The organism is Streptomyces sp. NPDC002138, assembly GCF_040296485.1.
In the GTDB taxonomy this organism is placed as follows: Bacteria; Actinomycetota; Actinomycetes; order Streptomycetales; family Streptomycetaceae; genus Streptomyces.
In genome coordinates this window covers 66,371-90,997 of the sequence record NZ_JBEOXE010000030.1, presented here as the reverse complement: position 1 = coordinate 90,997, position 24,627 = coordinate 66,371, and the positions used below count along the sequence as shown (strand labels likewise).

Sequence of the window (24,627 nt, the reverse complement as noted above, 5' to 3'; positions counted from 1 at the left end):
GCCCAGCGCTACCGGGCCATGGGCGAGGCCGGGATGGCCGACAACTCCTCCCGCCCCCACCACAGCCCCCGGCGGACACCCACCCGCACCGAGCGCCGGATCATCAAAGTCCGGATCCTGCGCCGGTGGGGACCGGCCCGCATCGCCCACCACCTGCGGCTGGTGCCCTCCACCGTCCACCGCGTCCTGACCCGATACCGGATCGCCCGCCTGGCATGGCCCGACCGCGCGACCGGCCGGGTCATACGCCGCTACGAACGCGAACGCCCAGGCGAACTCGTCCACGTCGACATCAAGAAACTCGGCAACATCCCCGACGGCGGCGGCCACAAGATCCTCGGCCGGCAAGCAAGCCGCAAAACCAAGACCGGCGTCGGCTACCAGTACATCCACACCGCCGTCGACGACCACTCCCGCCTCGCCTACAGCGAGATCCTGGCCGACGAGAAGAAGGAAACCGCCACCGCGTTCTGGCAGCGGGCCCAGGCCTACTACGCCAGCGTCGGGATCACCGTCGAGCGCGTCCTGACCGACAACGGCTCCTGCTACAAATCGCACGCCTGGCGGGACCTGCTGGCAGCGGCCGGGATCACCCACAAACGAACCCGGCCCTACCGCCCACAGACCAACGGGAAGGTCGAACGCCTCAACCGCACCCTCCTGGACGAGTGGGCCTACGCGAAGCCCTACCAGTCAGAACAGGAACGACGCGACGCGTTCCCCAAGTGGCTGCACACCTACAATCACCACCGCGGACACACCGCCCTCGCAGGCAAACCACCCGCCAGCCGCGTCCCCAACCTCACTGGGCAATACACCTAGCCCGCGTCTTCCGCCCGCCCCTCGAACTGTGTGACCACCCCGGATGCCGCCCCGCCGCCGGCCGCGCCACCAGCCACGTCGCAGACCCGGACGCCGCTGCGGGGCGCGTAGGGCGCGTAGGGCGCGTACGGCGCGGCCTGCGGAGAGGGGTGCCGCGCCTCGGTGCGCGCGGTCTCCCGCTCCTCGGCGCCGGACGCCCTCGCCGTGCGGAACGCGCCGGAGACCCGCTCCGGGCCGGTGGGCATCTCCCCGGCCGCGGCCCGGGAGGGCTCGGCGGCCGGTCCGGTCTTCGGCGTCACCAGGGCGCCGCCCGTCCCGACGAGAGCCTGGTCAAGATTGGGTAACGGGGCGACGGGCCCCTTGTCCAGGCAATTGTGAGCGCTAACAATCGCACTCAGGCGAAACGGCACCGCACCATCCCGGTAACACGGACGACGCGGTCCGCCCCGCCGCCCGCACCACGTCGCACCGGGCGCCCAGCGCCCCGAACGGCGTTCCCGCCGCCTCCCACGGGGGTCGGCGCCGGCCCGTCGATCCCTCCAGGGTCGATCCGTCCGCGCCGGGAGCGGCCTTCCCACCCGAGAGGAATCCGAAGATGTCCAAGAGAGCTGCGGCGGCCCTGGTCGCCGGCGCGATGGTCGCCGTTCTGTCCGCTTGCGGGTCCGGGGGTAGCGGCTCGGCCGACGGCAAAGACTCGGGTCGCAAGCTCACCGTGGGCTTCTCCCAGGTCGGCGCGGAAAGCGGGTGGCGCACGGCCAACACCAAGTCCGTCCAGGACGCGGCCAAGAAGGCCGGGATCACGCTGAAGTTCTCCGACGCCCAGCAGAAGCAGGAGAACCAGATCAAGGCCATCCGCTCGTTCATCCAGCAGAAGGTGGACGTCATCGCCTTCTCGCCGGTGGTCGAGTCGGGCTGGGACACCGTGCTCAAGGAGGCCAAGGCCGCGCACATCCCGGTCGTTCTGACCGACCGCGCGGTGGACTCCAAGGACGAGTCGCTCTATGCCACCTTCCTCGGTTCGGACTTCGTCGAGGAGGGCAAGAAGGCCGGCGACTGGCTGGTGAAGGACTACCAGGGCAAGAGCGACCCGGTGAACATCGTGGAGCTGCAGGGCACCACCGGTTCCGCCCCGGCCAATGACCGCAAGGCGGGCTTCGCCGACGTCATCAAGGCCGACCCCAAGTTCAAGATCACGGCCTCCCAGACCGGCGACTTCACGCGCGCCAAGGGCAAGGAGGTCATGCAGGCCTTCCTGAAGTCCCAGCCGAAGATCGACGTGCTCTACGCGCACAACGACGACATGGCCCTCGGCGCCATCCAGGCCATCGAGGAGGCCGGCAAGAAGCCCGGCACGGACATCAAGATCATCTCGGTCGACGGCGTCAAGGACGCCTTCACCGCGATGAGCCAGGGCAAGATCAACGTCGTCGTCGAGTGCAACCCCCTCCTGGGCGACCAGCTGATGGAGCTGATCAAGAAGGTCAAGGCCGGTGAGCAGGTGCCGCGCCGGATCCAGACCGAGGAGGGCGTCTTCACCCAGGACCAGGCCGCGGCCGCCCTGCCGACCCGCCAGTACTGACCTGCCCCGCGACCAGAAACTGACCGGTCCGCGTCGGACCGCCCCCGAGGGGGCGGCTCCGGACCGGCCGGTCGGCGGTCGCGACCATGAAAGGAGGGGCGGATGCCTGCGCACCACGCACTGCAACCGGTCCTGGAACTACACGGGATCCGCAAGGAGTTCCCGGGAGTGGTGGCGCTGGACGGAGTCGACTTCCGGCTCTTCCCCGGCGAGGTGCACGCCCTGATGGGTGAGAACGGCGCCGGCAAGTCCACCCTCATCAAGGTGCTCACCGGCGTCTACGAGTCGGACGGCGGCGAGGTCGTCCTGGGCGGCCGGACCGTGCACATCGCCGGCCCGCTGCAGGCGCAGCAGGCCGGGATCAGCACGGTGTACCAGGAGGTCAACCTCTGTCTGAACCTCTCGGTCGCGGAGAACCTCTTCATCGGCCGTGAACCGCGCCGTTTCGGCCTCATCCACTGGTCGGCCCTGCGCCGCCAGGCCGCGGAGCTGGTCGCCGACCTCGACCTGGACATCGACGTCACCGCCCCGCTGGGCAGTTACTCGATCGCGGTCCAGCAACTGGTCGCGATCGCCCGGGCGGTGGACGTCTCGGCCAAGGTGCTGATCCTGGACGAGCCGACCTCCAGCCTGGACCGCGATGAGGTGCGGCAACTGTTCGCCGTGATACGGCGGTTGCGCGACCAGGGTGTGGCGATCCTGTTCGTCTCCCACTTCCTGGACCAGATCTACGAGATCTGCGACCGGATGACCATCCTGCGCAACGGCAAACTGGAGGGCGAGTACCCGATCAGCGAGCTGAGCCAGGTCGAACTGATCGCCCGCATGATCGGCGGCGAGCTGGGAACCCTGGAGGAGCTGTCGGAGACGGCCCGCCGCGAGCCCGCGGCACCGGCCACGGCCGTGCCGTTCCTGCGCGCCGAGGGCCTGGGTCGTACCGGTGCGATCGAACCGTACGACCTCAGCATCCAGCCCGGTGAAGTCGTCGGCCTGGCAGGCCTGTTGGGATCGGGGCGGACGGAGGCGGCCCGCTTGCTGTTCGGCGCCGACCGCAGCAGCCGGGGTTCGGTGCGGATCGAGGGCGCCACCGTCGCCCTGCGCACCCCGCGCACCGCGATCTCGCACGGGATCGCCTTCTGTTCGGAGGACCGCAAGAACGAGGGCCTGGTCGCGGAGCTGACGGTCCGCGAGAACATCGTCCTCGCCCTGCAGGCGGCCCGCGGCTGGACGCGCCCGATCTCCCGGGCCAAGCAGGACGAGATCGCTCTGCGCTGGATCCGGTCCCTGGACATCCGCCCGGACAACCCCGAGGCGCTGGTGCGCCATCTGAGCGGCGGCAACCAGCAGAAGGTCCTGCTGGCGCGCTGGCTCATCACCGACCCCAGGCTCTTGATCCTCGACGAGCCGACCCGGGGCATCGACATCGGGGCCAAGGCCGAAATCCAGAAGCTGGTGGCCGCGTTGGCCCAGGACGGCATGTCCGTGCTGTTCATCTCGGCCGAGCTGGAGGAAGTGCTGCGGCTCAGCCACCGGGTGGGCGTGCTGCGCGACCGCCGGCTGGTCGCCGAGCTGCCGAACGACGGCTCGCTCACCCCCGAGCACATCATGACGACGATCGCGAGCGGAGCCCGGTCATGACCAAGCACCGCCTCTTCTGGCCCGCCGCGGCGCTCACGGCCCTGCTGCTGGCCAACGTGGCGTTCACTCCGGACTTCTTCGCGATCCGGATCAAGGACGGGCACCTGTACGGCAGCCTGATCGACATCCTGCACTTCGGCGCCCCGCTGATCCTGGTGGCGCTGGGCATGACGCTGGTCATCGCGACCAGCGGCATCGACCTCTCCGTGGGCTCCACCGTCGCCATCGCGGGCGCCCTGGCCTGCCTGCACATCAGCGGGGCGGCCGATCCGGCGAGCCCCGGTACGGTGTTCGGCGCCGTCGCCATCGCCCTGGCGGTCTCTCTCGTCCTCGGGTTGCTCAACGGCGCCCTCGTGGCCGGGGCGGGCGTCCAGCCGATCATCGCCACCCTCATCCTGATGGTGGCCGGACGAGGCGTCGCACAGCTGGTGACGGACGGTCAGATCGTCACCGTCACCAGTGAGCCGTACAAGCTGATCGGCGGCGGATACTGGCTCACCATGCCGTTCGCGATCCTGCTCGCGGGTGCGGTCGTGCTGCTCACCTCGCTGCTGACCCGGCGCACGGCGCTCGGCCTGCTGCTGGAGTCGGTCGGCGGCAACCCGGTCGCCAGCCGCCTGGTCGGCATCCGGGCCATGGGCCTGATCGGCCTGGTGTACGTCTTCAGCGCGCTGTGCGCCGGGATCGCCGGGCTCATGATCAGCTCGAACGTCTCCAGCGCGGACGGCAACAACGCCGGGCTCTGGATCGAGCTGGACGCCATCCTCGCCGTGGTGGTGGGCGGCACCTCACTGACCGGTGGGCGGTTCTCGCTCGGCGGCACGGTGATCGGTGCGCTGATCATCCAGACCCTGTCCACCACCGTCTACACCATCGGCATCCCGCCGGAGACCACCCTGGTCTTCAAAGCCTTCGTGGTGATCGCGGTCTGCCTGATCCAGTCACCCGCCTTCCGGGCCAAGGCCGCGCGCCGGCGGGCCCGGACCGGGCCCGCCGCGAGGCCGCGTCCGCTGGCGGCAGAGAAGAACACGGAGGTGGGGGCATGAGCGCGATCGCGGCGGCCCGTGGCCGCGCGTACATCCCGCTGATGGTCACATCGGCCCTGCTGGCATCGATGTTCGGCGCCGGATCCGTTCAGTACGACGGCTTCTTCTCCGGGCAGGTGCTGCTCAACCTGCTCATCGACAACGCCTTCCTGCTGGTCGTCGCCGTCGGCATGACCTTCGTCGTGCTGACCGGAGGCATCGACCTGTCGGTCGGCGCGATGGTCGCACTGTCGACGATGATCTCCGCCTGGCTGGTGGAACAGCACGGCTGGCCGCCGCTGCTGGTGATCCCCCTGGTCCTGGTGGTGGGGACGGGCGCCGGACTCGCGATGGGATGGGTGATCCACTCCTTCGAGATCCAGCCCTTCATCGTGACGCTCGCCGGTATGTTCCTGGCCCGCGGCCTCTGCTACACGATCAGCATCGACTCGATCTCCATCACCGACCCGACGTACACGGCCTTCGCCCAGACCAGGATCGCCCTGCCCGGTGACGTGTTCGTCTCACCCAGCGCACTGATCGCGGTGGGCGTGCTGGCGATCGCCTTCGTGGTCCTGCACTACACGCGGCTGGGACGGAACGTGTACGCGCTGGGCGGCAGCGAGCAGTCGACCCTGCTGATGGGGCTCCCGGCGGGCCGGACGAAGATCGCCGTGTACGCCGTCAGCGGCTTCTGCTCGGCGCTCGGCGGGGTACTGCTGACCTTCTACATGCTCTCGGGCTACGGGCTGCACGCGGTGGGTCTGGAGCTGGACGCGATCGCCGCCGTGGTGATCGGCGGGACGCTCCTGACAGGAGGCTCGGGCTACGTGCTCGGTACCGCCCTGGGCGTGCTCGTGCTGGGCCTGATCCAGACCGTCATCAGCTTCCAGGGCACGCTCAGCTCGTGGTGGACCCGGATCGTGGTCGGCGGCCTGCTGTTCGTCTTCATCATGCTCCAGCGCCTGATCGCCGGCCGCCGCAAGGCCTGACCGCCCGGCCGGCCGCTCGCCTCGGCCCGATTGTCCACGCTCATAAAAACCGAGCGGTGCCCCCGGCGGCACCCTTCCGCCGGCTCGGGGCTCCGTACGAAGGATGTGAAGTGACCGTGATCCCTCCCACCGAGACCACGGAGAGTCATGTCGTGGGTGTCGACTTCGGCACCCTCTCCGGCCGGGCCGTGGTGGTCCGCGTACGCGACGGCGAGGAGGTCGGCTCCGCCGTCCACGTGTACCCGCACGGTGTCATCGAGCACGAACTCCCCACCACCGGCCAGGCCTTGCCGCCCGACTGGGCCCTGCAACACCCCGAGGACTGGCGGGAGGTGCTGCGCACCGCCGTCCCCGCCGCGGTCGCCGCGAGCGGCATCGACCCGGCCGCCGTCATCGGCATCGCCACCGACTTCACCGCCTGCACCGTCCTGCCCGTACGGGCCGACGGCACCCCGCTGGCCGAAACCGCGCTCGGTGTCCGCCCGCACGCCTGGCCCAAGCTCTGGAAGCACCACGCCGCCCAGGGGCAGGCCGACCGGATCAACCACCTCGCCCACCTTCGCGGCGAGAAGTGGATCTCCCGGTACGGCGGCAAGATCTCCGCGGAGTGGCAGTACGCCAAGGCGCTCCAGGTCCTGGAGGAGGACCCGGACACCTACGCCGCCACCGAGCGCTGGATCGAGGCCGCGGACTGGATCGTCTGGCAGCTCGCGGGCCTGGAGACCCGCAACACCTGCACGGCCGGTTACAAGGGCATCCACCAGGACGGCCAGTACCCCGGCGAGGACTACCTCGGCGCCCTGCACCCCGATTTCGCCGACTTCGCGCGCACCCGCCTCGAGCACCCGCTCTCGCCGCTCGGGGACCGGGTCGGCTCCCTCACCGCCGAGGCCGCCGCATGGACGGGACTGCCCGCGGGCATCGCCGTCGCCACCGGCAACGTCGACGCCCACGTCGCCGCCCCGGCTGCCCAGGCCGTCGAGAACGGGCAGCTCCTCGCCATCATGGGCACGTCCACCTGCCACGTCGTCAACGGCCCCGCCCTCGCCGACGTACCCGGCATCTGCGGCGTCGTGGACGGCGGGATCGTCGAGGGCGCCTACGGTTACGAGGCCGGGCAGAGCGCGGTCGGCGACATCTTCGCCTGGTGGCTTCGCCAGGGCGTACCCGCCGACTACCTGGCCGAGGCCGAGGCCACCGGCGAGGACCTCCACCAGCTGCTGACCCGCAAGATCGCCGACCAGCCCGTCGGCGGCCACGGCCTGGTCGCCCTCGACTGGATGAACGGCAACCGCTCCACCCTGGTCGACCACCACCTCTCCGGCGTCATCGTCGGTCTCACCCTCGCCACCCGCCCCGAGGAGATCTACCGCGCACTGCTGGAGGCCACCGCCTTCGGCACCCGCACGATCGTCGACGCCCTGGAGCGGGGCGGTGTCCCCGTCACCGAGTTCATCGTCACCGGCGGCCTCAAGAAGAACCCCCTGCTCATGCAGATCTACGCCGACGTGCTGCGCCGACCCGTCTCCCTCGCCGAGTCCGCCCAGGGCCCCGCCCTCGGTTCCGCCATCCACGCCGCCGTCGCGGCCGGCGCGTACCGGGACGTGCGCTCCGCGGCCGCCGCCATGGGCCGCGTACGGCGCGGGGCCTACCAGCCGGACACCGCGCGCGCCGACGCGTACGACTGCCTCTACGCCGAATACCGCGCCCTGCACGACCACTTCGGCACCGGCTCCGACAAACTCCTCCACCGCCTCCGCGCCCTGCGCAACGCGGCGCTCACCGATTCCCGAACCGCCGCCCCAACCGCCGCCCCAACCGCCCCCCGAACCGCCCCCGGGGCCACCTCGGCCGCCGCCCGGAAGATCGAGGTCTGATCATGAGCTCACCGATCGATGTGCTGCGCCGCCAGGTCAGCGACCTCCACCACGAGCTGGTCCGCTACGACCTCGTCGTCTGGACGGCCGGCAACGTCTCCGCCCGCGTCCCCGGCGAGGACCTCATGGTGATCAAGCCCAGCGGCGTCGCGTACGACGAGCTGACGCCCGAGAACATGATCCTCTGTGACCTGGACGGCAAGGTCGTCGAGGGCGACCACCTGCCGTCCTCGGACACCGCCGCGCACGCCTACGTCTACCGCCACCGGCCCGACGTCGGGGGAGTGGTCCACACCCACTCGACGTACGCGAGCGCCTGGGCCGCGCGCGGTGAGGCCGTGCCCTGCGTACTGACCGCCATGGCCGACGAGTTCGGCGCCGAGATCCCGGTCGGCCCCTTCGCCCTGATCGGCGACGACTCCATCGGCCGGGGCATCGTCGAGACGCTCCGGGACCACCGCTCACCGGCCGTCCTGATGAAGAGCCACGGCGTCTTCACCATCGGCAAGGACGCCAAGGCCGCCGTCAAGGCCGCCGTGATGTGCGAGGACGTCGCCCGCACCGTCCACATCTCCCGCCAGCTCGGTGAACCCCTGCCGATCGCGCAGGACGACATCGACGCGCTCAACCACCGCTACCAGAACGTGTACGGCCAGCAGCCCGCTGACCGCTAAGGAGACTCACGCCCCCATGAAGGCACAGAAGGCAATCGAGGGCCGCGAGGTCTGGTTCCTGACCGGCAGCCAAGGGCTGTACGGCGACGACACCCTGCGTCAGGTCGCCGAGCAGTCCCGCCGGATCGCCGACGCGCTCGGCGACGGCGACATCCCGGTGAACATCGTCTGGAAGCCCGTCCTCACCGACGCCGGCGCGATCCGGCGGATCTGCCTGGACGCGAACGCCGACGACGCCTGCATCGGCCTCATCGCCTGGATGCACACCTTCTCCCCGGCGAAGATGTGGATCGCGGGTCTGGACGCACTGCGCAAGCCGCTGCTCCACCTGCACACCCAGGCCAATGTCGCACTGCCCTGGGCATCCATCGACATGGACTTCATGAACCTGAACCAAGCGGCCCACGGGGACCGCGAGTTCGGCTACATCCAGTCCCGGCTCGGGGTCGCCCGCAAGACGGTCGCCGGACACGTCGAGGACCCCTCGGTCGCCGCCCGGATCGCCTCCTGGGCCCGGGCCGCGGCCGGACGCGCCGAGCTGCGGAGCCTCAAGCTGGCACGCTTCGGCGACAACATGCGCGACGTCGCCGTCACCGAGGGCGACAAGGTCGAAGCCCAGCTCCGCTTCGGCGTCTCGGTCAACACCTACGGCGTCAACGACCTGGTCGAAGCCGTCGACGCGACCACGGACGCCGACGTGAGCGAACTCGTCAAGGAGTACGAGGACACCTACCGCCTCGTCCCCGAGCTCCGCCCGGGAGGGGACCGCCAGGACTCGCTGCGCTACGCCGCCCGCATCGAGCTCGGCCTGCGCGGCTTCCTGGCGGCCGGCGGCTTCCGCGCCTTCACCACCAACTTCGAGGACCTCGGCGGACTCCGCCAGCTGCCCGGCCTGGCGGTACAGCGGCTGATGGCCGACGGCTACGGATTCGGCGGCGAGGGCGACTGGAAGACCTCGGTCCTGCTGCGCACGCTCAAGGTGATGTCCACCGGGCTGCCGGGCGGCACCTCCTTCATGGAGGACTACACCTACCACCTGGAGCCGGGGCGGGAGTTGATCCTCGGCGCGCACATGCTGGAGGTCTGTCCGACCATCGCGTCCGACGTGCCGTCCTGCGAGGTCCACCCGCTCGGCATCGGCGGCCGCGAGGACCCCGTCCGCCTCGTCTTCGACGCCCGGACCGGTCCCGCCGTCGTGGTCGGACTCGCCGACATGGGCGACCGCTTCCGCCTCGTCGCCAACGAGATCGATGTGGTCGAACCCCTGGAACCGCTGCCGAACCTCCCCGTCGCGCGCGCGGTCTGGCAGCCGCGCCCGAACCTGCGCACCTCGACCGAGGCGTGGCTGACGGCCGGCGCGCCCCACCACACCGTGCTCTCCAGTGCGATCGGGACCGAGGAGCTGGCCGACCTCGCCGACATCCTCGGCACCGAGCTGCTGGTCATCGACGCGGACACCACGGTCCGCCAGTTCACCAAGGAGATCCGCTGGAACCAGGCCTACCACCGCCTGGCCCAGGGCTTCTGACGCCAGCCGTGGAAGGGCGGCGCCCGGCCGACACGGCCGGGCGCCGCCCTTCCACGCCCACGAACCGGATGACGGGAACACCATGTCCGACGCACTCTCACCTTCCGGCGCGGAGCCCCCGACGGTCCGCCGCGAGCCGTACGCGACCCTCCCGGACGGGCGCGTCATCGACCGCTGGGTCCTCGGCGCGGGGGAAGCCGTCACCGCCGAGGTACTCACCCTCGGCGCCCGGCTCCAGGCGCTGTACTGCCCGGACCGCGACGGGCGGCGTGCCAACGTCGTCCTGGGCGGTGCGGGGGTGGCCGAACTACTGGGCGAGGCGCGGTACTTCGGGGCCACGATCGGACGCTACGCGAACCGGATCGCCGACGGTGAACTGCCCGTCGAAGGCACCGTCCACCGCCTGCTGACACAGGCCACCGGCCACACCCTCCACGGCGGCCCCGAGGGTTTCGACGCCCGCCTCTGGGACGCCACCGAGGTGCGCGAGCGGGACCGCGCCGGGGTCCGCTTCACGCTGTACAGCCCCGACGGCGACCAGGGCTTCCCGGGCGGGCTGATCGCCGGCGTGACCTACCTCCTCGACGGCGCCGGATCGCTGACCCTCGAGTACGCGGCCGCCGTCGATGCCCCCACGGTGGTCAACCTGACCAACCACGCGTACTTCAACCTGGCGGGCGAGGGCAACGGCACGGTCCTCGACCACGTGCTACGGGTCGACGCGGACCAGTACACCCCCGTGAACGGACAGTTGATCCCCTACGGCCCGCACTTCCCGGTGGAGGCCACCCCCTTCGACCTCACCGAGCCCCGCCCGGTCGGCGAGCGGCTCTCCGCGGTCCACCCACAACTCGTCCTGGCCGGCGGCGGATACGACCACAACTGGGTGCTCCGCCCGTACGAGGGCCAGGGCCCGCGCACGGCGGCCGTGCTGCACGACCCCGCGAGCGGGCGCCGAGTGGAGTGCCTGACCACCGAGCCCGGCGTGCAGATCTACACCGGGCACCTCTTCGACGGTTCCCTGACGGGCCCGGGCGGCGGTGCCTACCGGGCCTTCGCGGGCATCGCGCTGGAAACCCAGCACTTCCCCGACTCCCCTCACCGCCCCGGATACCCCTCCACCCTCCTGCGCCCCGGCGAGGAGTATCGCTCGACCACGGTCTACCGCTTCTCGGCGGACCGCGGCTGACAGCCCGGCCCGGCCCGGCCCGGCCCGGCCGGGTCGGGTCGGGCGCGGGTGCGGGCGCGGGACGGGTGCGGGTGCGGTCAGACGAAGCGCCAGAGGTGGTCGGCGGTGCCGTTGTCGTCCCACAGGACGACCTGGGCTCCCGCCTTGGTGGAGGCACCGGCGACTCCGAGGACACGGCCACTGACGGCGGCCTGGATGCGGAACGTGTCGCCGCCGCCGTGTCGCAGGCGCCACCGGTGGCCGGCCGCCCCGTCGTCGGTCCACTGGACGATCCTGGCGCCATTGGCCGTGCTGTCGCCCTCCACGGCGAGCACCTTGCCGCTGTGGGAGTTCCTGAGCCGCAGATAGCCCGCGGTGTCGATCACCGCGGTCCACAGGTGGTCCGCGGTGCCGTTGTCGCCCCACTGGATCACCGGCGCGCCATCGGTGGCCGCCATGTTCAGCACACCGAGCACGAGTCCGCCGGCCACGTTCTGGATGCGCCGGGTCCCACTCGGGACGAACCGCCACCGGCTGGTCGGCGCGGCGGTGTCCGGGGCCTGCACGGCCAGGGCTCCTTGGGCGAGGGAGGCGTCGGTGATTCCGAGCATCTTGCCGCTGTTGGCGTTCCGCAGTCCGTACGCACCGTCCGCCGCCTCGACGACGGACCAGCGGTGGTCGGCGGTGCCCGTGTCCGACCACTGGAGCACGGAGGCGTTGTCGGCGGTGGACATGTTCCGGACGCCCAGGACCTTGCCGCTGTGGGCGTTGCGCAGGCGCAGCGCGTCGCCGTCGGCCACGGGGACCCAGTCGTGGTCGGCGGTGCCGGAGTCGGACCACTGGAGGGCGGGCGCGCCGTCCGCGCCGGACATGTCCCGGATGCCGAGCACGAGCCCGCTGCCCGCGTTGACCAGGCGGAATCCGGCTGCCTTGGTGCTCCAGTAGACGGTGTAGTTGAAGCCCTGCGCGTCGTGGAACGGGGCGAGAGCGACGGGCGAGCCGTTGGCGGTCGCCGTGAAGGCGAGGCCGGTCGTGCCCGTCCGGGTGATCGACGCCGGGTCGAGGACCGGGAGAGCGGTCAGGGCGGTGCTGCCGTAGTCGCCGCACAGGACGACCGGACCGTAGGTGATCGCGGCGACGTCCGGGTTGTCGTTGGCGGCCTGGAGCACGGCGCGCATGGGCAGCTTGACGGTCACCGTGTCCCCGGAGGTCCAGGAGCGGGTGACGGTGGCGTAACTGCCGGGCGTGGTGGCGATGTTCTGCACGGAGCCGTTGACGCTCACGGTGGCACCGGACGTCCAGGCCGGAATGCGGATGCGCATCGACCACGTGCCGTCGGCGCTGCCGGTGACCCGCAGCGTCGTGGTGTCCTCAGCGGGGTACGCGGTGGACTGGGTGACCGTGATGCCGCGTTCGGCCCAGGTGAGGACGGTCGGCACGAACAGGTTCACGACGAGGGTGGTGCCGTCGTGGAAGTAGACGGAGTCCGCCAGTTTGGTGTGGGACTCCATGCCGGTGCCCTGGCAGCACCAGAAGGTGTCGTAGTCGGTGCTCCAGGTGCCGCCGCCCCAGGCCGGGCCCACGCCGCGGCGGCCGCCGGGCTTCAGCGGGGTGAAGTACGTGACGTGCCCGTGCGGGTCGGCGGGGTTCTGCGCGCCGATGACGTGGTTGAGCAGGGTGCGTTCGTAGAAGTCGAAGTACGCGGCCCGTCCGGAATCCAACTGCCACAGCTCGCGGGTGAGTTTGAGCATGTTGTACGAGTTGCAGAGCTCGCAGGTGTCGTTGGTCAGGTAGGCGGCGATCGCGTCGGCGGGGCGGAAGTGTTCGGCCTGGCTGTTCCCGCCGATGGCATAGGTGTGCGCGGTGGTGGAGATCGTCCAGGCGTGGGAGGCGATGTCGTGATAGCGCGTGGTTCCGGTGGCCCGGTACTCGCGCACCGCGCCGATCCACTTGGGGACCTGGGTGTTGGCGTGCAGGCCGTTCAGCTGGTCCTGCCCGGCCGCCAGCGGGTCGAACACGGCGGCGTGGTCGAAGCGTTGGGCCACGGTCAGCCAGCGCGCGTCCCCCGTCTGGAGGTGGAGGTCGGCCAGGACCTCGTTCATGCCGCCGAACTCGACGCCGAGGAGCGCCTGCATCTGGCCGCGTGAGAGCGCGCCGGTGCGCCGGTCGACCCAGTCGGCCAGCGCCAGGAGCACGTCCCGGGCCTGGGCGCTGCCCAGGAGACGCCACACGTCGAGCAGGCCGGCCATGGTCTTGTGGACGCAGTAGTAGGGGACGTTGCCGTTCTTGAGCGTGCCGGACTCGAGCTGGGTGAAATCCGTCTCGGGGAAGCCGGAGAGGTAGCCGGGGAGGAAGCCCGCGGTGGCGTTGTTCGCCTGGCACTTGGCCAGCTCCGCCACCATGTACGCGGCCTTGTCGCGGCAGGCGGTGTCGCCCGTCCCCGCGTAGGCCTGGGCCCACGCGCTGAGGAAGTGCCCCTGCACGTGGGTGCGGAAGGGGAAGGCCGGGGCGTCCCAGCCACCCGGCGCGACAGCCGCGGCGGTGGACAACCGGTGATTCGCGCGGAAGTTGTACAGCAGGCGGTCGACGTCGACGAAGCGCAGGTACGCCAGGGTGCGGTTCTGGTTGTCGAGCCACCGGCCCGCGGTGAGCCGGACCTGGCCGAGGTCGAACGGCGACGCCGCGACCCCGGCGGCGGCGGCCGCCTGGGCGAGACCGAGGTCGGCGGCCGGTGCGAGCGCCAGGATTCCGGTTGCCTTGAGCAGATCGCGGCGGCTCAGCGGGGGAGGCGGCATGGCGAAACCTGTTCCTTCGGGGTGGAGCCAGAGAGGCCGACGAATGACTGTTAACGCTAACAAAGTGTCGTTGCGGAGCTGGCTGAAAGTAAGGGGGCGGGAGGGCCTGGTCCCTCTGCGGAGGGAGGTGCCGGGCAGGCGCCGAAAGGCTGCCGGGGCGCATGGAGCGCGAAATTCGCCGTCACCGGGTCCCCCGTTTATAGCCCTGGTGTCTCGGCCATGTCCAGGGGGCTGCAGTGCGGTTTTCCGGGATCGCCTCGTCGGGCGTGGAGAGTTTTGCGTGTGCTTGTCGCGCGTCTTGACGCCACATCAGGGGGTGGTGATAGTGAGTGACTTGACGTGAGCCGCTCAACTCCTCCGCTGGATTTTCCGCATCGTCTCACTCGTGCGCGGAATTGTTAGCGCTCACAAAACAGCTCTTTCCCCACCCGTGCAGGAGCTCTTCATGGCTTTCCATCAGTTGATCCGCCGTGCGCGGCGCACCCTTCTCGCCGCCGGAGCGACGGTCGCACTCACCGCCGGTGTCCTCACCGGCACGGCCGCCACCTCTCAGGCGGCCACGCAGGGACCGTGCGACATCTACGCCGCGGGCGGTACCCCCTGCGTGGCGGCGCACAGCACCACGCGCTCGCTGTACGGCACGTACGGCGGCGCGCTCTACCAGGTCAAGCGCGCCAAGGACGGCGCGGTGAAGGACATCGGCGTCCGCGGCGCCGGCGGCTACGCCGACGCCGCCGCGCAGGACGCCTTCTGCGTCGGCACCAGCTGCGTGATCACCGTCCTCTACGACCAGTCCGGCAAGGGCAACCACCTCACCCAGGCGCCCGCCGGCGGGGCGGCCGGCGGGCCGGACAACCTGGCCAACGCGGTCGAGGCCCCGGTCACGCTGGCCGGCGGCCACAAGGCGTACGGCGTCTACGTCGCGCCCGGAACCGGTTACCGCAACAACCACACCAACGGCATCGCGGTCGACGACCAGCCCGAGGGCATGTACGCGGTCCTGGACGGAACGCACTACAACGGGGGCTGCTGCTTCGACTACGGCAACGCCGAGACCAGCAGCAACGACACCGGCAACGGCCACATGGAGGCGATCTACTTCGGCAACATCAAGGTCTGGGGATACGGCGCCGGTGACGGCCCGTGGGTGATGGCAGACCTGGAGAACGGCCTGTTCTCCGGGGTCAACACCCGTTACAACGCCAACGACCCGAGTGTCAGCCACCGCTTCCTGACCGCGATCGTCAAGGGCGCCCCGAACCAGTGGGCGATCCGCGCGGGCAACGCCCAGTCGGGGGGCCTGTCCACGTACTACAGCGGGGCCCGGCCCAACGCGGCGGGCTACCACCCGATGCACAAGGAGGGCGCGATCATCCTCGGCATCGGCGGCGACAACAGCAAGGGCTCGGCGGGCACCTTCTACGAGGGCGTCATGACCTCCGGCTACCCCTCGGACGCCACCGAGAACGCCGTCCAGGCCAACATCGCCGCCGCCGGATACAGCAGCGCCGCCACCGGCACCGGAACCCTGACCCCGGGCTCACGCGTGTCGCTGCGCGCCACCACCGCCTGCTGCACCGTCGACTCCCTCACCCATGCCGACGCGGACGACAAGGTCGGCATCTCGGCCGTTGATTCCTCGAGTCCGGCCACGCTCAAGGCCGACGCCACCTGGACCGTCCGCGCCGGCCTGGCGAACAACTCCTGCCTCACCTTCGAGTCGTCCGACAAGCCGGGCCGGTTCCTGCGGCATTACAACTTCGCGCTCCGTCTCGGCGTGGACGACGGAGGGAGCGAGTTCGCCCAGGACGCCACCTTCTGTCCCACGCCCGGCAACAGCGGGACGGGCTACTCCTTCCAGTCGGCGAACTTCCCGACGAAGTACCTGCGCCACTACAACTACTCTCTCTACGTCGCGGGCAACGGGGGCTCCAACGCCTGGGACAGCAGCACCAGTTGGAATGCCGACACCAGCTGGTTGGTAACCCAGCCCTGGAGCTGACCCACCCCGCTCGGGGCGGGCCCGGCCGCCTGCGGGAACCACGCCCGCCCCGAGCACTCAATCCGCGCCGCCCCTGCCGGGCCGGACCCGGGAGAAGGTGAAGCAGGCGTACGACTCGCCCTCACGGGGCGCCCGCGTCCAGGACCGGGTGGTGAAGGTGCTGAGCCTGCCCCGGGTCAGCGCGAAGCGGGGCAGCGTGAGCCCGAGTTCGGTGTGGAGGGCTGCGAGCACCCGGCGTTCGTTCTCGGGCTCGGTGTCCTCCGCGCGGAAGAGCCGTACGGGATCCAGGGCGTCGGGCACGGCGCCGGAGCGCTCGATCTCCGTGCCCCGCACGGTGAACGCGAACACCTCCTCGCCCCCTTCGGCCACGGACAGATGGAACGCGGCCGGGGCCCCACCGGGGGAGGAGCTCCTCGGCTCGCGCCACACCACCACCGCGCGGCCCGCGGCGGAGGCGGCCGGAGCGGGGGAGACGAACCGCTCGTTCAGGTGGGGGGCGTCGCCGTCGAAGGCGAAGGCCCAGCCTCCGGCGGTACGGCCGACGGCGACCGGCGCCCGGTCCTCCCACATCGGCACGTCCTCGCGCCCGTGCCGCCCGAACGCCCGCCAGGACCCGAAGCGATCCGTGGGCGGCCCCAGTACGGCGCCCTCCTCGCCGATCAGGGCGGGCAGCCGGGGCGGGTCGCCTCCTTCGACCCAGACACAGCGGTACCCGCCTTCGGGCCAGCGGTTCCCCGCGGTCCCGGTCAGCCAGAGGAGGCCCGGCGGGTCGAGACCGGGCAGCGGCTCGGGAGCGGGTCCCCTCTCCCCGGACCGCGGCGTCGAGAGCAGCTCCCGCCCGCGCTCCGGGGTGACCAGCGGGCCCAGGACCGGATCGGCGAGCAGGCCGACCGGAGCGATCAGGCAGGGCCCGGGCGCCTCCCACGAGGGGAGCCCCTCCCGCAGCACCCGCCACGCGGTGTCGGTGGCCCCCCAGCGGGCCACCTCCCGGGCCTCGGCCACGGACCGGCCCCAGGCCCCGGGCGGCGCGTAGCGGTAGGTGCCGTCCCGCATCCCGTTCAGCACCGCCTCGGCGGCCTCCCGGGCGGCCCCGCGCGCGGCCATCATCCCCAGCCAGTGGTCGTCGCCGCCCGGCCGCCCTTCGCCGCGGGCCGGCTCGAGGGCCTCCACCGGCAGGATCTCCGGAAGGTAGCGCGGGTCCGCGACCAGGTCGCCGTAACCGGCGTACCCGCCGTATCCGTGGAAGCCGCCGCGGGCGGACAACTGCCGGAGCTGGCGCAGCAGGACGGCGCTGCGGGGCCTTCCGAAGGCCGCCGCCTCCTCCAGCAGGGGCAGGGCCTCCTCGTACCGTCCGCGCAGGGCGAGCAGGCGGGCCTCCTCGACACGGCCGTCCTGGGCGCGCGTGGTCGCGTTCACGAAGTCGGCCCGCTCCACCCGATCGGCGTGGAAGCCGCGGTACATGGCCTCCATGTACGCCCGGAACGACGGGTAGCGGTCGGGGAATTCGCCGCTCCAGCCCTTGTAGACGTAGAGCGCCCACTCGCCGTCCGCGTCCCGGTCGCCCGGGTCGAGGAGGGCGTAGGTGATGTCGGACTCCGTCTCCAGCCGGAGTGCCCGGCGCCACATCCCGGCCATCAGGACGTCCTCCTGGCGCGGGTCGTCGCCCAGTTCCTCCTCGTACATCGGGGTCATGTCGAACGGGTCCCCGAACCAGTCGACGTCCGCGGCGCCGCCAAGCCGGTAGACCCCGGCCGTCTGGTCCACCTGCCATCCGTCGCTCGCGGCCAGGAACGCCCGGTACGAGGGCGGCAGCCGTCGGCCCAACCGCTCCTCGGCCGCGGCGATCGCCGACTCGTCGGCGCCGGGCCGGCCGAGGAGCGCGGCACTGCGACCGCGCTCGTGGTCGTCCTCCGCCTCGTCGTTCTCCGCGTCCGCGTTCGCGCGCGGGACCCACTCCTCCTGCCACCGCCCCAGGAAATCGTGCCAGCCGAAAGACTCGTCACTCATGCCCCGAGGGTGTCACCCGGCACCGACAACGGCCCCGCCTCCAGACGCCCGCGGAGGCCGGCGAGGTAGGACCGCGCCGTCGGGTACGGGTGGTCCTGCGCGCCGCGGCGGTGGAGCAGAGCGCCCCGTCGCGCTCCAGCCGCAGCGTGGTCATGGCCCTGCGGCCCGTCGCCGGTCCCGTACGTGCACCCGTACCCGTACCCGTACCCGTACCCGTACCCGTACCCGTACCCGCCTTCGCGAGCGCGACCGCCCCGGACGCCGGCCCCGCCAACGCTCCGCCGTCGAGGACCGCGGTCCGCGGGAACATCGCCCGTGCCGCCCCGGCGGACGCGGCCGGCGGCAGGCCGGTGCGGTTGGCGCTGGACACGTACAGCACGGTGGTCAGATCCCTCGTCATCACACGTCCCGCGTACCGCGCCCCCACCGCGGGGGCGTTCCGCCGGCACTCCAGGGAGCCCCCGGACCGCGCGGCCGAGGACCTCGACCCTGCCCGCGCGGGAGCCTGCGAGGGCCTGAACTGCGCCCTCCCCCGAGCGGGGCGCACCGTCGGCGGTGAGGGGAAGTGATCATTCATCGGGCGGCCACGAACTGTTTCCTACCGACCGGTAGACATGGCTGCGGCGTTCCTCCAATCTGATCGCGTACATGCCAAGTTGATCGAGGAGCGCCCCACATGCTCGCAGCCCACCGCGCCCGCACCGCCGCCGCGGCCGCCGTCGCCGCCACCGTCCTGACCCTGCTGCCGGCCACCGCCGCCGAGGCCGCCCCGGCCATCGCGGCGCCCGCCGCCTCCGCCCCCGGCGGCAACGCGGCCATTCAGGGCGTCGACTACGCGACCTGGCAGCGCGACGTGGCCTCCGTCATCGACGCCGCCCGCCCCGGCATCGAGCAGCGGATCGCCGCCTCCCCCGCCGGGGAGAAGCCGGCGATCGTCCTCGACATCGACAACTCCTCGCTGGAGACGGACTTCCACTGGTTCTGGACCTTCCCGACCCCCGCGATCTCCAAGGTCCGCGACCTGACCCGGTACGCGAACGACCGGGGCGTGGCGATCTTCTTCGTCACCGCCCGCCCCGGCATCATTTACTCCCTGACCGAGCACAACCTCAAGGCCGTCGGCTACCCGGTCTCCGGACTGTACGTCCGCGACCTGCCCGATCTCTTCTCGCAGGTCAGCGCTTACAAGACGAGCAAGCGGGCCGAGATCGAGGCCCGCGGTTACACGATCATCGCCAACATCGGCAACAACGACAGTGACCTCGCCGGCGGCCACGCCGAGCGCACCGTCAAGCTCCCGGACTACGACGGCAAGCTGTCCTGACCCACCCCGCCCCCGCGCGGCGCCGACCGCGCGGGCGGCGAAGGGATTCCCTGCCCCGGATGCGGAGCCGCGGGCGGGTGATTAGCATCTGTAGAGGAGAGCCGCAAGAGCGGGGAACGCTACCCGCTGTGATGGGCCACGGCGCGGAGCTTGAGCAATCGGCGCGCCTTCTCGAAAAGGTCCGCGGTCCGACGGGACCGCGTTGACGTCGCAGCTACGCTGCGCTCGCCGCATCGACGGGGCTATCCGTATGACCCGTACGCACTCGCACGCACAGGCACACGCAGACTCATGCGCAAGGAGGCAACCGGGCTTATCCCCCTGTGAGTTGTAGCCAATGAGAAGGGCTTTCATCATGCAAGCACTGAGAGTGAAGCGACTGTTCGCGGTGTCCGCCATCGGTGTCCTGATGGCTGGTGGCGCCGCTCTCGGAGCAGCCGGGACCGCCTCGGCGGCCACCCCGACGCACTCCGCCACGTATGTGAGCGGTGGCGGCTGGGACCACCACGGTGGCGGCTGGGACCACAACGACCGCGGAAACCACCACGGCTGGTATGACGACGATGACGACTGGGGCGGCGGGCACGGCGACGACTGCGGCTGACCGGAAGTCCACGCCGTACGGCCCCGCGAGGGCCGTACGGCGTGTTGTCGCGCCACGCCCGGCTCCTCCGGCTCGGTCGAGGACCGCGGTGGCTTCGACCTCGACCAGATGCGCGGTCGAAGGCATCAGCCACAAGATGCTCACCCAGAACCTGCGCATGCTGGAGCGCTACGGGCTGCTGGAGCGGACCGTGCACCCCACGGTGCCGCCGTGACCCGGCCGCCCGTGATCTGGGTGGGCCGGTCCCTGTCCGCGCGAGTCCTCAGCTGTTGCACGAACACTCGACCGGCGTAAGCAGGATCGATTCCCCAGGGATGGCCGGGCCAGGGGGCGACTGGGCTGACAGGCGCGTGCCGGTCACGTTGAGTGAGCAGGCGGTCACATTGTCGGGGCCGACTTCGATCGCCAGGGCGCTATATCCGGATTGCGTGGATACGCTGTGAGGTGTGATCGAGTCTGGACGGTCGCGGCTCCGACGTCGCCACGGCCCGGGGAGGTTTGTGCGGCTGTCGCCGGTCATGCTGACCGTCGTCATCGCAAGCCTGGCCTACGCCACCCCGCCGGAGCTGGCCTTCAGCCGTCTCCTGCCCGCGGCGCCGGCCCTCGCCGCCGCCATGTGGCCGGTGCTCCCCACCGTCCTGCTCGGGACGGTCTGCCTTCTTCTGATGATCGGCCTCGGCATGGTCTTCCCCGATCTGGGGACGTGGTGGACGGCCGCGGGGATCATCGCGGTCACCGTCGCCGCCGCGTACGGAAGCCACGTCCGGCTCCAGCGGGAGCGCACCCTCTTCCAGGTGCGGCTCGTCGCCGACGCGGCGCAGCAGGTGGTGCTGAGCCCCATGCCGCGCCGCCTCGGGAGCGTCGAGATCGAGTCGCTGTATCTCGCGGCCGCGGCCGAGGCCCGCATCGGCGGGGACTTCTACGAGGTGGTCGACACGCCCTTCGGGGCCAGGCTGCTCATCGGTGACGTGCGCGGCAAGGGCCTGCCGGCGGTGGGGGCCGCCGCGGCCATCGTCAACGCCTTCCGGGAGGCGGCCTACGTCGAGGCCGACCTGGTCAGCGTCGCGCGCCGGCTGGATGTCAGCAGCACGCGGTACAACGCCGCCTTTCCCCCCGAGGGGCCGATGGAGCGCTTCGCCACCGCCCTCCTCGTCGAGATCCCGCACGAGGGCAGCCGTATCGGCATCCTCAACTGCGGTCACCCTCCGCCACTGCTCCTCAACCGCGGGAACCTCCGCGTCCTGGAGTCCGAGACGCCTTCTCCGCTGCTCAGCCTCGCGGAGCTGATCGGCGATCACTACAGCGTCGATACCTTCGACTTCACCCCCGGCGACCTGCTGCTCCTCTATACCGACGGCATCGCCGAGGCCCGCGCCCGCGACGGTGAGTTCTTCCCGCTGGCAGCGTGGATGCGTCGACAGCCGCGGACCCCGCCCCTCGAACTGCTCACGGCCCTGCACCGCGACCTCCTGCGCTACAGCCACGGCCGCCTCGACGACGACATCGCCGCCCTCGCCGTACGCCTGGGCGAGCCCTGAGGTACGGCGTCCCCCGTCACGCGAGGGTGAGGGGGAGGGTGGTCAGACCGCGGGTGAGGCGGGTCCGGCGCCAGGTCAGGGACTCCTCGGGGACGGCCAGGCGCGTGTGCGGGAAGCGGGTCACCAAGGTGCGCAGGGCGATCTCCGCCTCGGCCCGGGCCAGGGGGGCGCCCGGGCAGCGGTGGATGCCGTGCCCGAAGGAGAGGTGGCCGCCGGCGTCGCGGTCGAGGTCGAGGCGGTGCGGGTCGGGGAACGCCGCCGGGTCGCGGTTCGCGGCCCCGGGGGCGATGAGCACCGGGTGGCCCGCCGGGATGTCGACCCCGCCGACGCGCAGGTCCTCCGTGCTGTGGCGGAAGGTGGCCACGCTCACCGGGGAGTCGAACCGGAGCAGTTCGTCGAGGGCCCCGGGGATCAGGTCCGGGTCCCGGCGCAGGCGCTCGTACGCCTCCGGGTGCCGGAGCAGGGCCAGGACGGCGTTGCTGATGAACTGGGTGGTGGTCTCGTGCCCCGCGACCAGGAGGAGGGCGGCGAGGGAGACGGTCTCGTCCCGGTCGAGGCCGCCCGCGTCGCAGTCGCGCAGGAGGGAGTGGAGCGGGCCGTCGCCGGGGGTGGCGCGGGCCGTGTCGACGAGATCGGTCAGGTAGTCGCCGATCCGGTGTGACGCGGCGTCGACGAGGCCGGTGTCGGTCGCGTCGAAGAGGTCGTGGGACCAGCCGCCGAGCGTGGCACGGTCGGCTTCCGGCACACCCAGCAGCTCGCACACGACGGTGACCGGCAGCGGTACCGCCAGGCCCGCCACCAGGTCGACCTCCGTGCCCGGTCGCCACGCGGCCGTGAGGTCGCCGACGATCCGGGAGATGTACGGGCGCAGTTCCCGCACGCGTCCGGTGGTGAACAGGGGCGTCGCCACCCGCCGGTGACGGGTGTGCGCGGGAGGATCGCTCGCCAGCATGTTGCGGGAGATCGCCGGGTGCAGGTCGCGGTTCGAGGGCCGGTCGGCGAAGAAGCGGGCCGTGTCCTTGGACAGGCGGGGATCCGTGAACGCCTCGCGGGCCTCGGGGTGACCGGTGATCAGGTACGTGTGGTGCCCGCCGGAGCCGGTGGGGACGCGCTGGACGGGGCAGCCTTCGCGCAGCCGGTCGTAGGTGGGGTAGGGGTCGGCGAAGAACCGCGGGTCGCGCAGGGGGTCCTGCCGCGGGGCGCTCACGAGGCCGCGCCCGCGGTCTCGAGGGCCGGGTGTCGCCCGTACGCGTCCGCGACGAGCAGCAGCCACGCGGTCTCCGCCGGAAGGTCGCCCTTGCGGGAGCGGGTGCCGGCGGCGGGCGGAGCCTCGTCGCCGTCGAGCGGCAGGCCGGTGCGCTTCGCGTGGACGGCCGCGGCGATGACCGCCGCCTCCACCTCGGCTTCGCCCCCGGGGGTTTCGCCCGCGCCCCGACGGGCGACCTCGGCGGCCGCGGCGTCCCGTACCGACGCCTGACGGTACCGGCGCAGGGCCAGGACGCCGTCGTTGATCTCGATGACCCGGCGGTGCAGGTGGAAGTCGAGGTCGTGCGCGTCGGCCTCGGTGGTGCCCGGGTCGAGTACGACTTCGGGGACCGCGGAGGTGACCTCGCGCCACAGCGGTTCCAGCGCGGTGAAAGAGTTCCGTTCCCAGCGGCGGCGGCGCAGTTGGCTGAGCGGCCACAGCAGGGCGGGGAGGGTGAGGCCGATGGTGATGAGGAGCACGGCGACGGCGGGCGCGGTCACGCTGAACGTGCAGCGGAAGGGGGTCACCAGGCTCGAGCACCGGGCGTTGTCGGGTACGAGCCCCAGGCCGAGGCCGATGGAGACCAGGGCGAAGAGCTTGTACGCGGCGTAGGCGAGGGCGAAGCCACAGCCGACCGAGGTCGTGCGCAGGCCCCAGCGCTGACTGCGGCGGGCCGAGCGCTGGGACTGGGCCCAGGTCTGCAGCAGGAAGTCCTTGGCCGTGAACCCCAGGTAGGAGATGTAGATGAGCACGTAGCACGCGTACAACACCGGGCTTCGACCGGTGAGTTGTTCGGCGAAGAAGAAGGCGGTCATGCCCGCGACGGACGCCGCGAGGGCGATGACGCGCAGCCGGATCTGCCGACGGGCCCGCTCGCGCTCCAGGTTGAGCTGGAAGAGGAAGGCGAGGACCGAGGTGGCCGCCGTCAGGGTGAAGGTGTTGCTGAGGAGCCGGGCGACGTGGGGGACCACCGATTCGACCGCGCGCTCCACCGCGGGGGCGTAGGAGGCGAAGGCGAGGGCGAACGAGGTGAGCAGCGCCGCCATGGCCCACGTGCCCGTGGGGCGGTGTCCGCCGCGGCCTCGCACCCAGTAGCCGGCGAAACACAGCAGCACGACGGCCGTGCCCGTGAAGAGGATGTTGATCATTTCCGGTGGCGTTTCTTCCTGTGTGGCTCGGCGAACAGGGCGTCCCAGCTCTCGGCCCCGCTGGCGGGACGGCTCGACGGGCTTTCGCGCCCCCGGTACATGAGTTGTCGTATCACGCTGGCCATCACCTCGGCCTCGCGTTCGTCCTCGCTGGTGTAGCTGGTCCGGCCGGACATGCGCTGGACGAGGGTGGGGCTGAAACCGATCGTCCGCAGGGTGTCCTGGTCCAGTTCCAGACTGCCGGGGTGGTCGCAGATGATGTGGCTGATCTCATGGGCGAGGATGTGGTTCTGGTGGAGGGGCGAGGTGGCCTCCTCGTAGAACAACAGGTCGGCGTCCGGGGTTTCCAGGCGGATGCCGCACGGGGCGTCCATGGCGCCCAGGGTGCTCAGGGGGCGCAGGATGATGGGGCGTCCGCGCAGTTCGGCCACGGCGTCGCGGAGGTCGCGGGTGCTGAAGCGGTGCGGGAGCCGAAGCGCCTCGACGCGCGCCTCACACGTGGCGCGAAGCTGCTCAAGGTCCATGTCCTCACTCTGGTGACGCCGGTCGGGGGTGGTCGGCCTGGGCGAACCTCTCCTCGGCGGCCCGGCACGCGCGCCCCATGCTGACATGTTCGCGACTCCGTTTTGAGGGCGGGGTGGCGCCGCGGCCGGGCCGCGC

Annotated in this window: 20 protein-coding genes and 1 pseudogene; 15 read left to right on the top strand and 6 right to left on the bottom strand. The window is 71.4% G+C overall.

The genetic code is table 11. The features are described 5' to 3' along the window. Positions 1-822 (top strand): IS481 family transposase (locus ABT084_RS20810; protein WP_351045872.1); only part of this gene is annotated, 822 nt, incomplete at its 5' end. On the opposite strand, the gene ABT084_RS20805 is transcribed toward ABT084_RS20810, so the two are convergent. After that, positions 819-1,121 (bottom strand): hypothetical protein, encoded by a 303-nt coding sequence (locus ABT084_RS20805; protein WP_351045869.1) that lies wholly within the window; start codon positions 1,119-1,121, stop codon positions 819-821. The genes ABT084_RS20810 and ABT084_RS20805 overlap by 4 nt on opposite strands. 296 nt (positions 1,122-1,417) lie before the next feature. Here ABT084_RS20805 and ABT084_RS20800 point away from each other — a divergent pair, with 296 nt between their 5' ends. The 8 genes from ABT084_RS20800 to ABT084_RS20765 all read left to right on the top strand — a co-directional run bounded on the left by ABT084_RS20800 (position 1,418) and on the right by ABT084_RS20765 (position 11,324). Beyond that, the gene (locus ABT084_RS20800; protein WP_351045866.1) at positions 1,418-2,401 is read left to right on the top strand and encodes an ABC transporter substrate-binding protein; all 984 of its coding nucleotides are present in this window, start codon (positions 1,418-1,420) and stop codon (positions 2,399-2,401) included. 102 nt (positions 2,402-2,503) lie between these two features. Beyond that, a complete protein-coding gene (locus ABT084_RS20795; protein ID WP_351045863.1) occupies positions 2,504-4,039 on the top strand; it encodes a sugar ABC transporter ATP-binding protein in 1,536 nt (511 codons plus the stop codon). Continuing rightward, positions 4,036-5,085, top strand: a complete 1,050-nt coding sequence (locus ABT084_RS20790; RefSeq protein WP_351045860.1) for an ABC transporter permease — start codon at positions 4,036-4,038, stop codon at positions 5,083-5,085. The genes ABT084_RS20795 and ABT084_RS20790 overlap by 4 nt, the downstream gene beginning before the upstream one ends. Further along, positions 5,082-6,056, top strand: coding sequence for a galactofuranose ABC transporter, permease protein YjfF (yjfF, locus tag ABT084_RS20785; protein ID WP_351045857.1), 975 nt, complete (start codon positions 5,082-5,084; stop codon positions 6,054-6,056). The genes ABT084_RS20790 and yjfF overlap by 4 nt, the downstream gene beginning before the upstream one ends. 110 nt (positions 6,057-6,166) lie before the next feature. Continuing rightward, complete coding sequence (locus ABT084_RS20780; RefSeq protein WP_351045854.1) at positions 6,167-7,933, top strand: ribulokinase; 1,767 nt, start codon at positions 6,167-6,169, stop codon at positions 7,931-7,933. A 2-nt stretch (positions 7,934-7,935) separates the two neighbouring features. After that, positions 7,936-8,607: an L-ribulose-5-phosphate 4-epimerase gene (locus tag ABT084_RS20775; protein ID WP_351045851.1), complete on the top strand. Its 672-nt coding sequence runs from the start codon at positions 7,936-7,938 to the stop codon at positions 8,605-8,607. A gap of 16 nt (positions 8,608-8,623) precedes the next feature. After that, positions 8,624-10,135 (top strand): L-arabinose isomerase, encoded by a 1,512-nt coding sequence (gene araA / locus ABT084_RS20770; RefSeq protein WP_351045848.1) that lies wholly within the window; start codon positions 8,624-8,626, stop codon positions 10,133-10,135. A gap of 82 nt (positions 10,136-10,217) precedes the next feature. Continuing rightward, the gene (locus ABT084_RS20765) at positions 10,218-11,324 is read left to right on the top strand and encodes an aldose epimerase family protein (RefSeq protein ID WP_351045845.1); all 1,107 of its coding nucleotides are present in this window, start codon (positions 10,218-10,220) and stop codon (positions 11,322-11,324) included. Positions 11,325-11,401: 77 nt separating this feature from the next. Here the strand turns inward: ABT084_RS20765 and ABT084_RS20760 are convergent, their stop codons facing one another. After that, entirely contained in the window at positions 11,402-14,098 is a 2,697-nt protein-coding gene (locus ABT084_RS20760; RefSeq protein WP_351045842.1) for a beta-L-arabinofuranosidase domain-containing protein, read from the bottom strand. 445 nt (positions 14,099-14,543) lie between these two features. Between ABT084_RS20760 and ABT084_RS20755 the strand changes: the two genes are divergently transcribed. After that, entirely contained in the window at positions 14,544-16,100 is a 1,557-nt protein-coding gene (locus ABT084_RS20755; protein WP_351045839.1) for an alpha-L-arabinofuranosidase B, read from the top strand. Positions 16,101-16,157: 57 nt separating this feature from the next. Here the strand turns inward: ABT084_RS20755 and ABT084_RS20750 are convergent, their stop codons facing one another. Then, positions 16,158-18,107, bottom strand: coding sequence for an SMI1/KNR4 family protein (locus tag ABT084_RS20750; protein ID WP_351045837.1), 1,950 nt, complete (start codon positions 18,105-18,107; stop codon positions 16,158-16,160). A gap of 89 nt (positions 18,108-18,196) precedes the next feature. On the opposite strand from ABT084_RS20750, the gene ABT084_RS20745 reads away from it, so the two are divergent. From ABT084_RS20745 to ABT084_RS20725, 5 genes and pseudogenes are all read left to right on the top strand, one after another. Further along, entirely contained in the window at positions 18,197-18,676 is a 480-nt protein-coding gene (locus ABT084_RS20745; protein WP_351045834.1) for a hypothetical protein, read from the top strand. Positions 18,677-18,783: 107 nt separating this feature from the next. Beyond that, positions 18,784-19,431 (top strand): HAD family acid phosphatase, encoded by a 648-nt coding sequence (locus ABT084_RS20740; protein WP_351045831.1) that lies wholly within the window; start codon positions 18,784-18,786, stop codon positions 19,429-19,431. A 355-nt stretch (positions 19,432-19,786) separates the two neighbouring features. Beyond that, on the top strand, positions 19,787-20,035 hold the full coding sequence (locus ABT084_RS20735; RefSeq protein WP_351045828.1) for a hypothetical protein: 249 nt from the start codon (positions 19,787-19,789) through the stop codon (positions 20,033-20,035). Positions 20,036-20,141: 106 nt separating this feature from the next. Next, positions 20,142-20,246, top strand: a pseudogene (locus tag ABT084_RS20730) (winged helix-turn-helix transcriptional regulator); the annotation flags it as partial. Positions 20,247-20,535: 289 nt separating this feature from the next. Further along, on the top strand, positions 20,536-21,573 hold the full coding sequence (locus tag ABT084_RS20725) for a PP2C family protein-serine/threonine phosphatase (RefSeq protein WP_351045825.1): 1,038 nt from the start codon (positions 20,536-20,538) through the stop codon (positions 21,571-21,573). A 16-nt stretch (positions 21,574-21,589) separates the two neighbouring features. Here ABT084_RS20725 and ABT084_RS20720 read toward each other — a convergent pair whose 3' ends face one another. From ABT084_RS20720 to ABT084_RS20710, 3 genes are read right to left on the bottom strand one after another with little or no spacing between them, the layout of a single operon-like run. After that, positions 21,590-22,780 (bottom strand): cytochrome P450 family protein, encoded by a 1,191-nt coding sequence (locus ABT084_RS20720; RefSeq protein WP_351045823.1) that lies wholly within the window; start codon positions 22,778-22,780, stop codon positions 21,590-21,592. Continuing rightward, a complete protein-coding gene (locus tag ABT084_RS20715; RefSeq protein ID WP_351045820.1) occupies positions 22,777-23,967 on the bottom strand; it encodes an MAB_1171c family putative transporter in 1,191 nt (396 codons plus the stop codon). The genes ABT084_RS20720 and ABT084_RS20715 overlap by 4 nt, the downstream gene beginning before the upstream one ends. Then, a complete protein-coding gene (locus ABT084_RS20710; RefSeq protein WP_351045819.1) occupies positions 23,964-24,491 on the bottom strand; it encodes a M48 family metalloprotease in 528 nt (175 codons plus the stop codon). The genes ABT084_RS20715 and ABT084_RS20710 overlap by 4 nt, the downstream gene beginning before the upstream one ends. Positions 24,492-24,627: the final 136 nt, after the last annotated feature.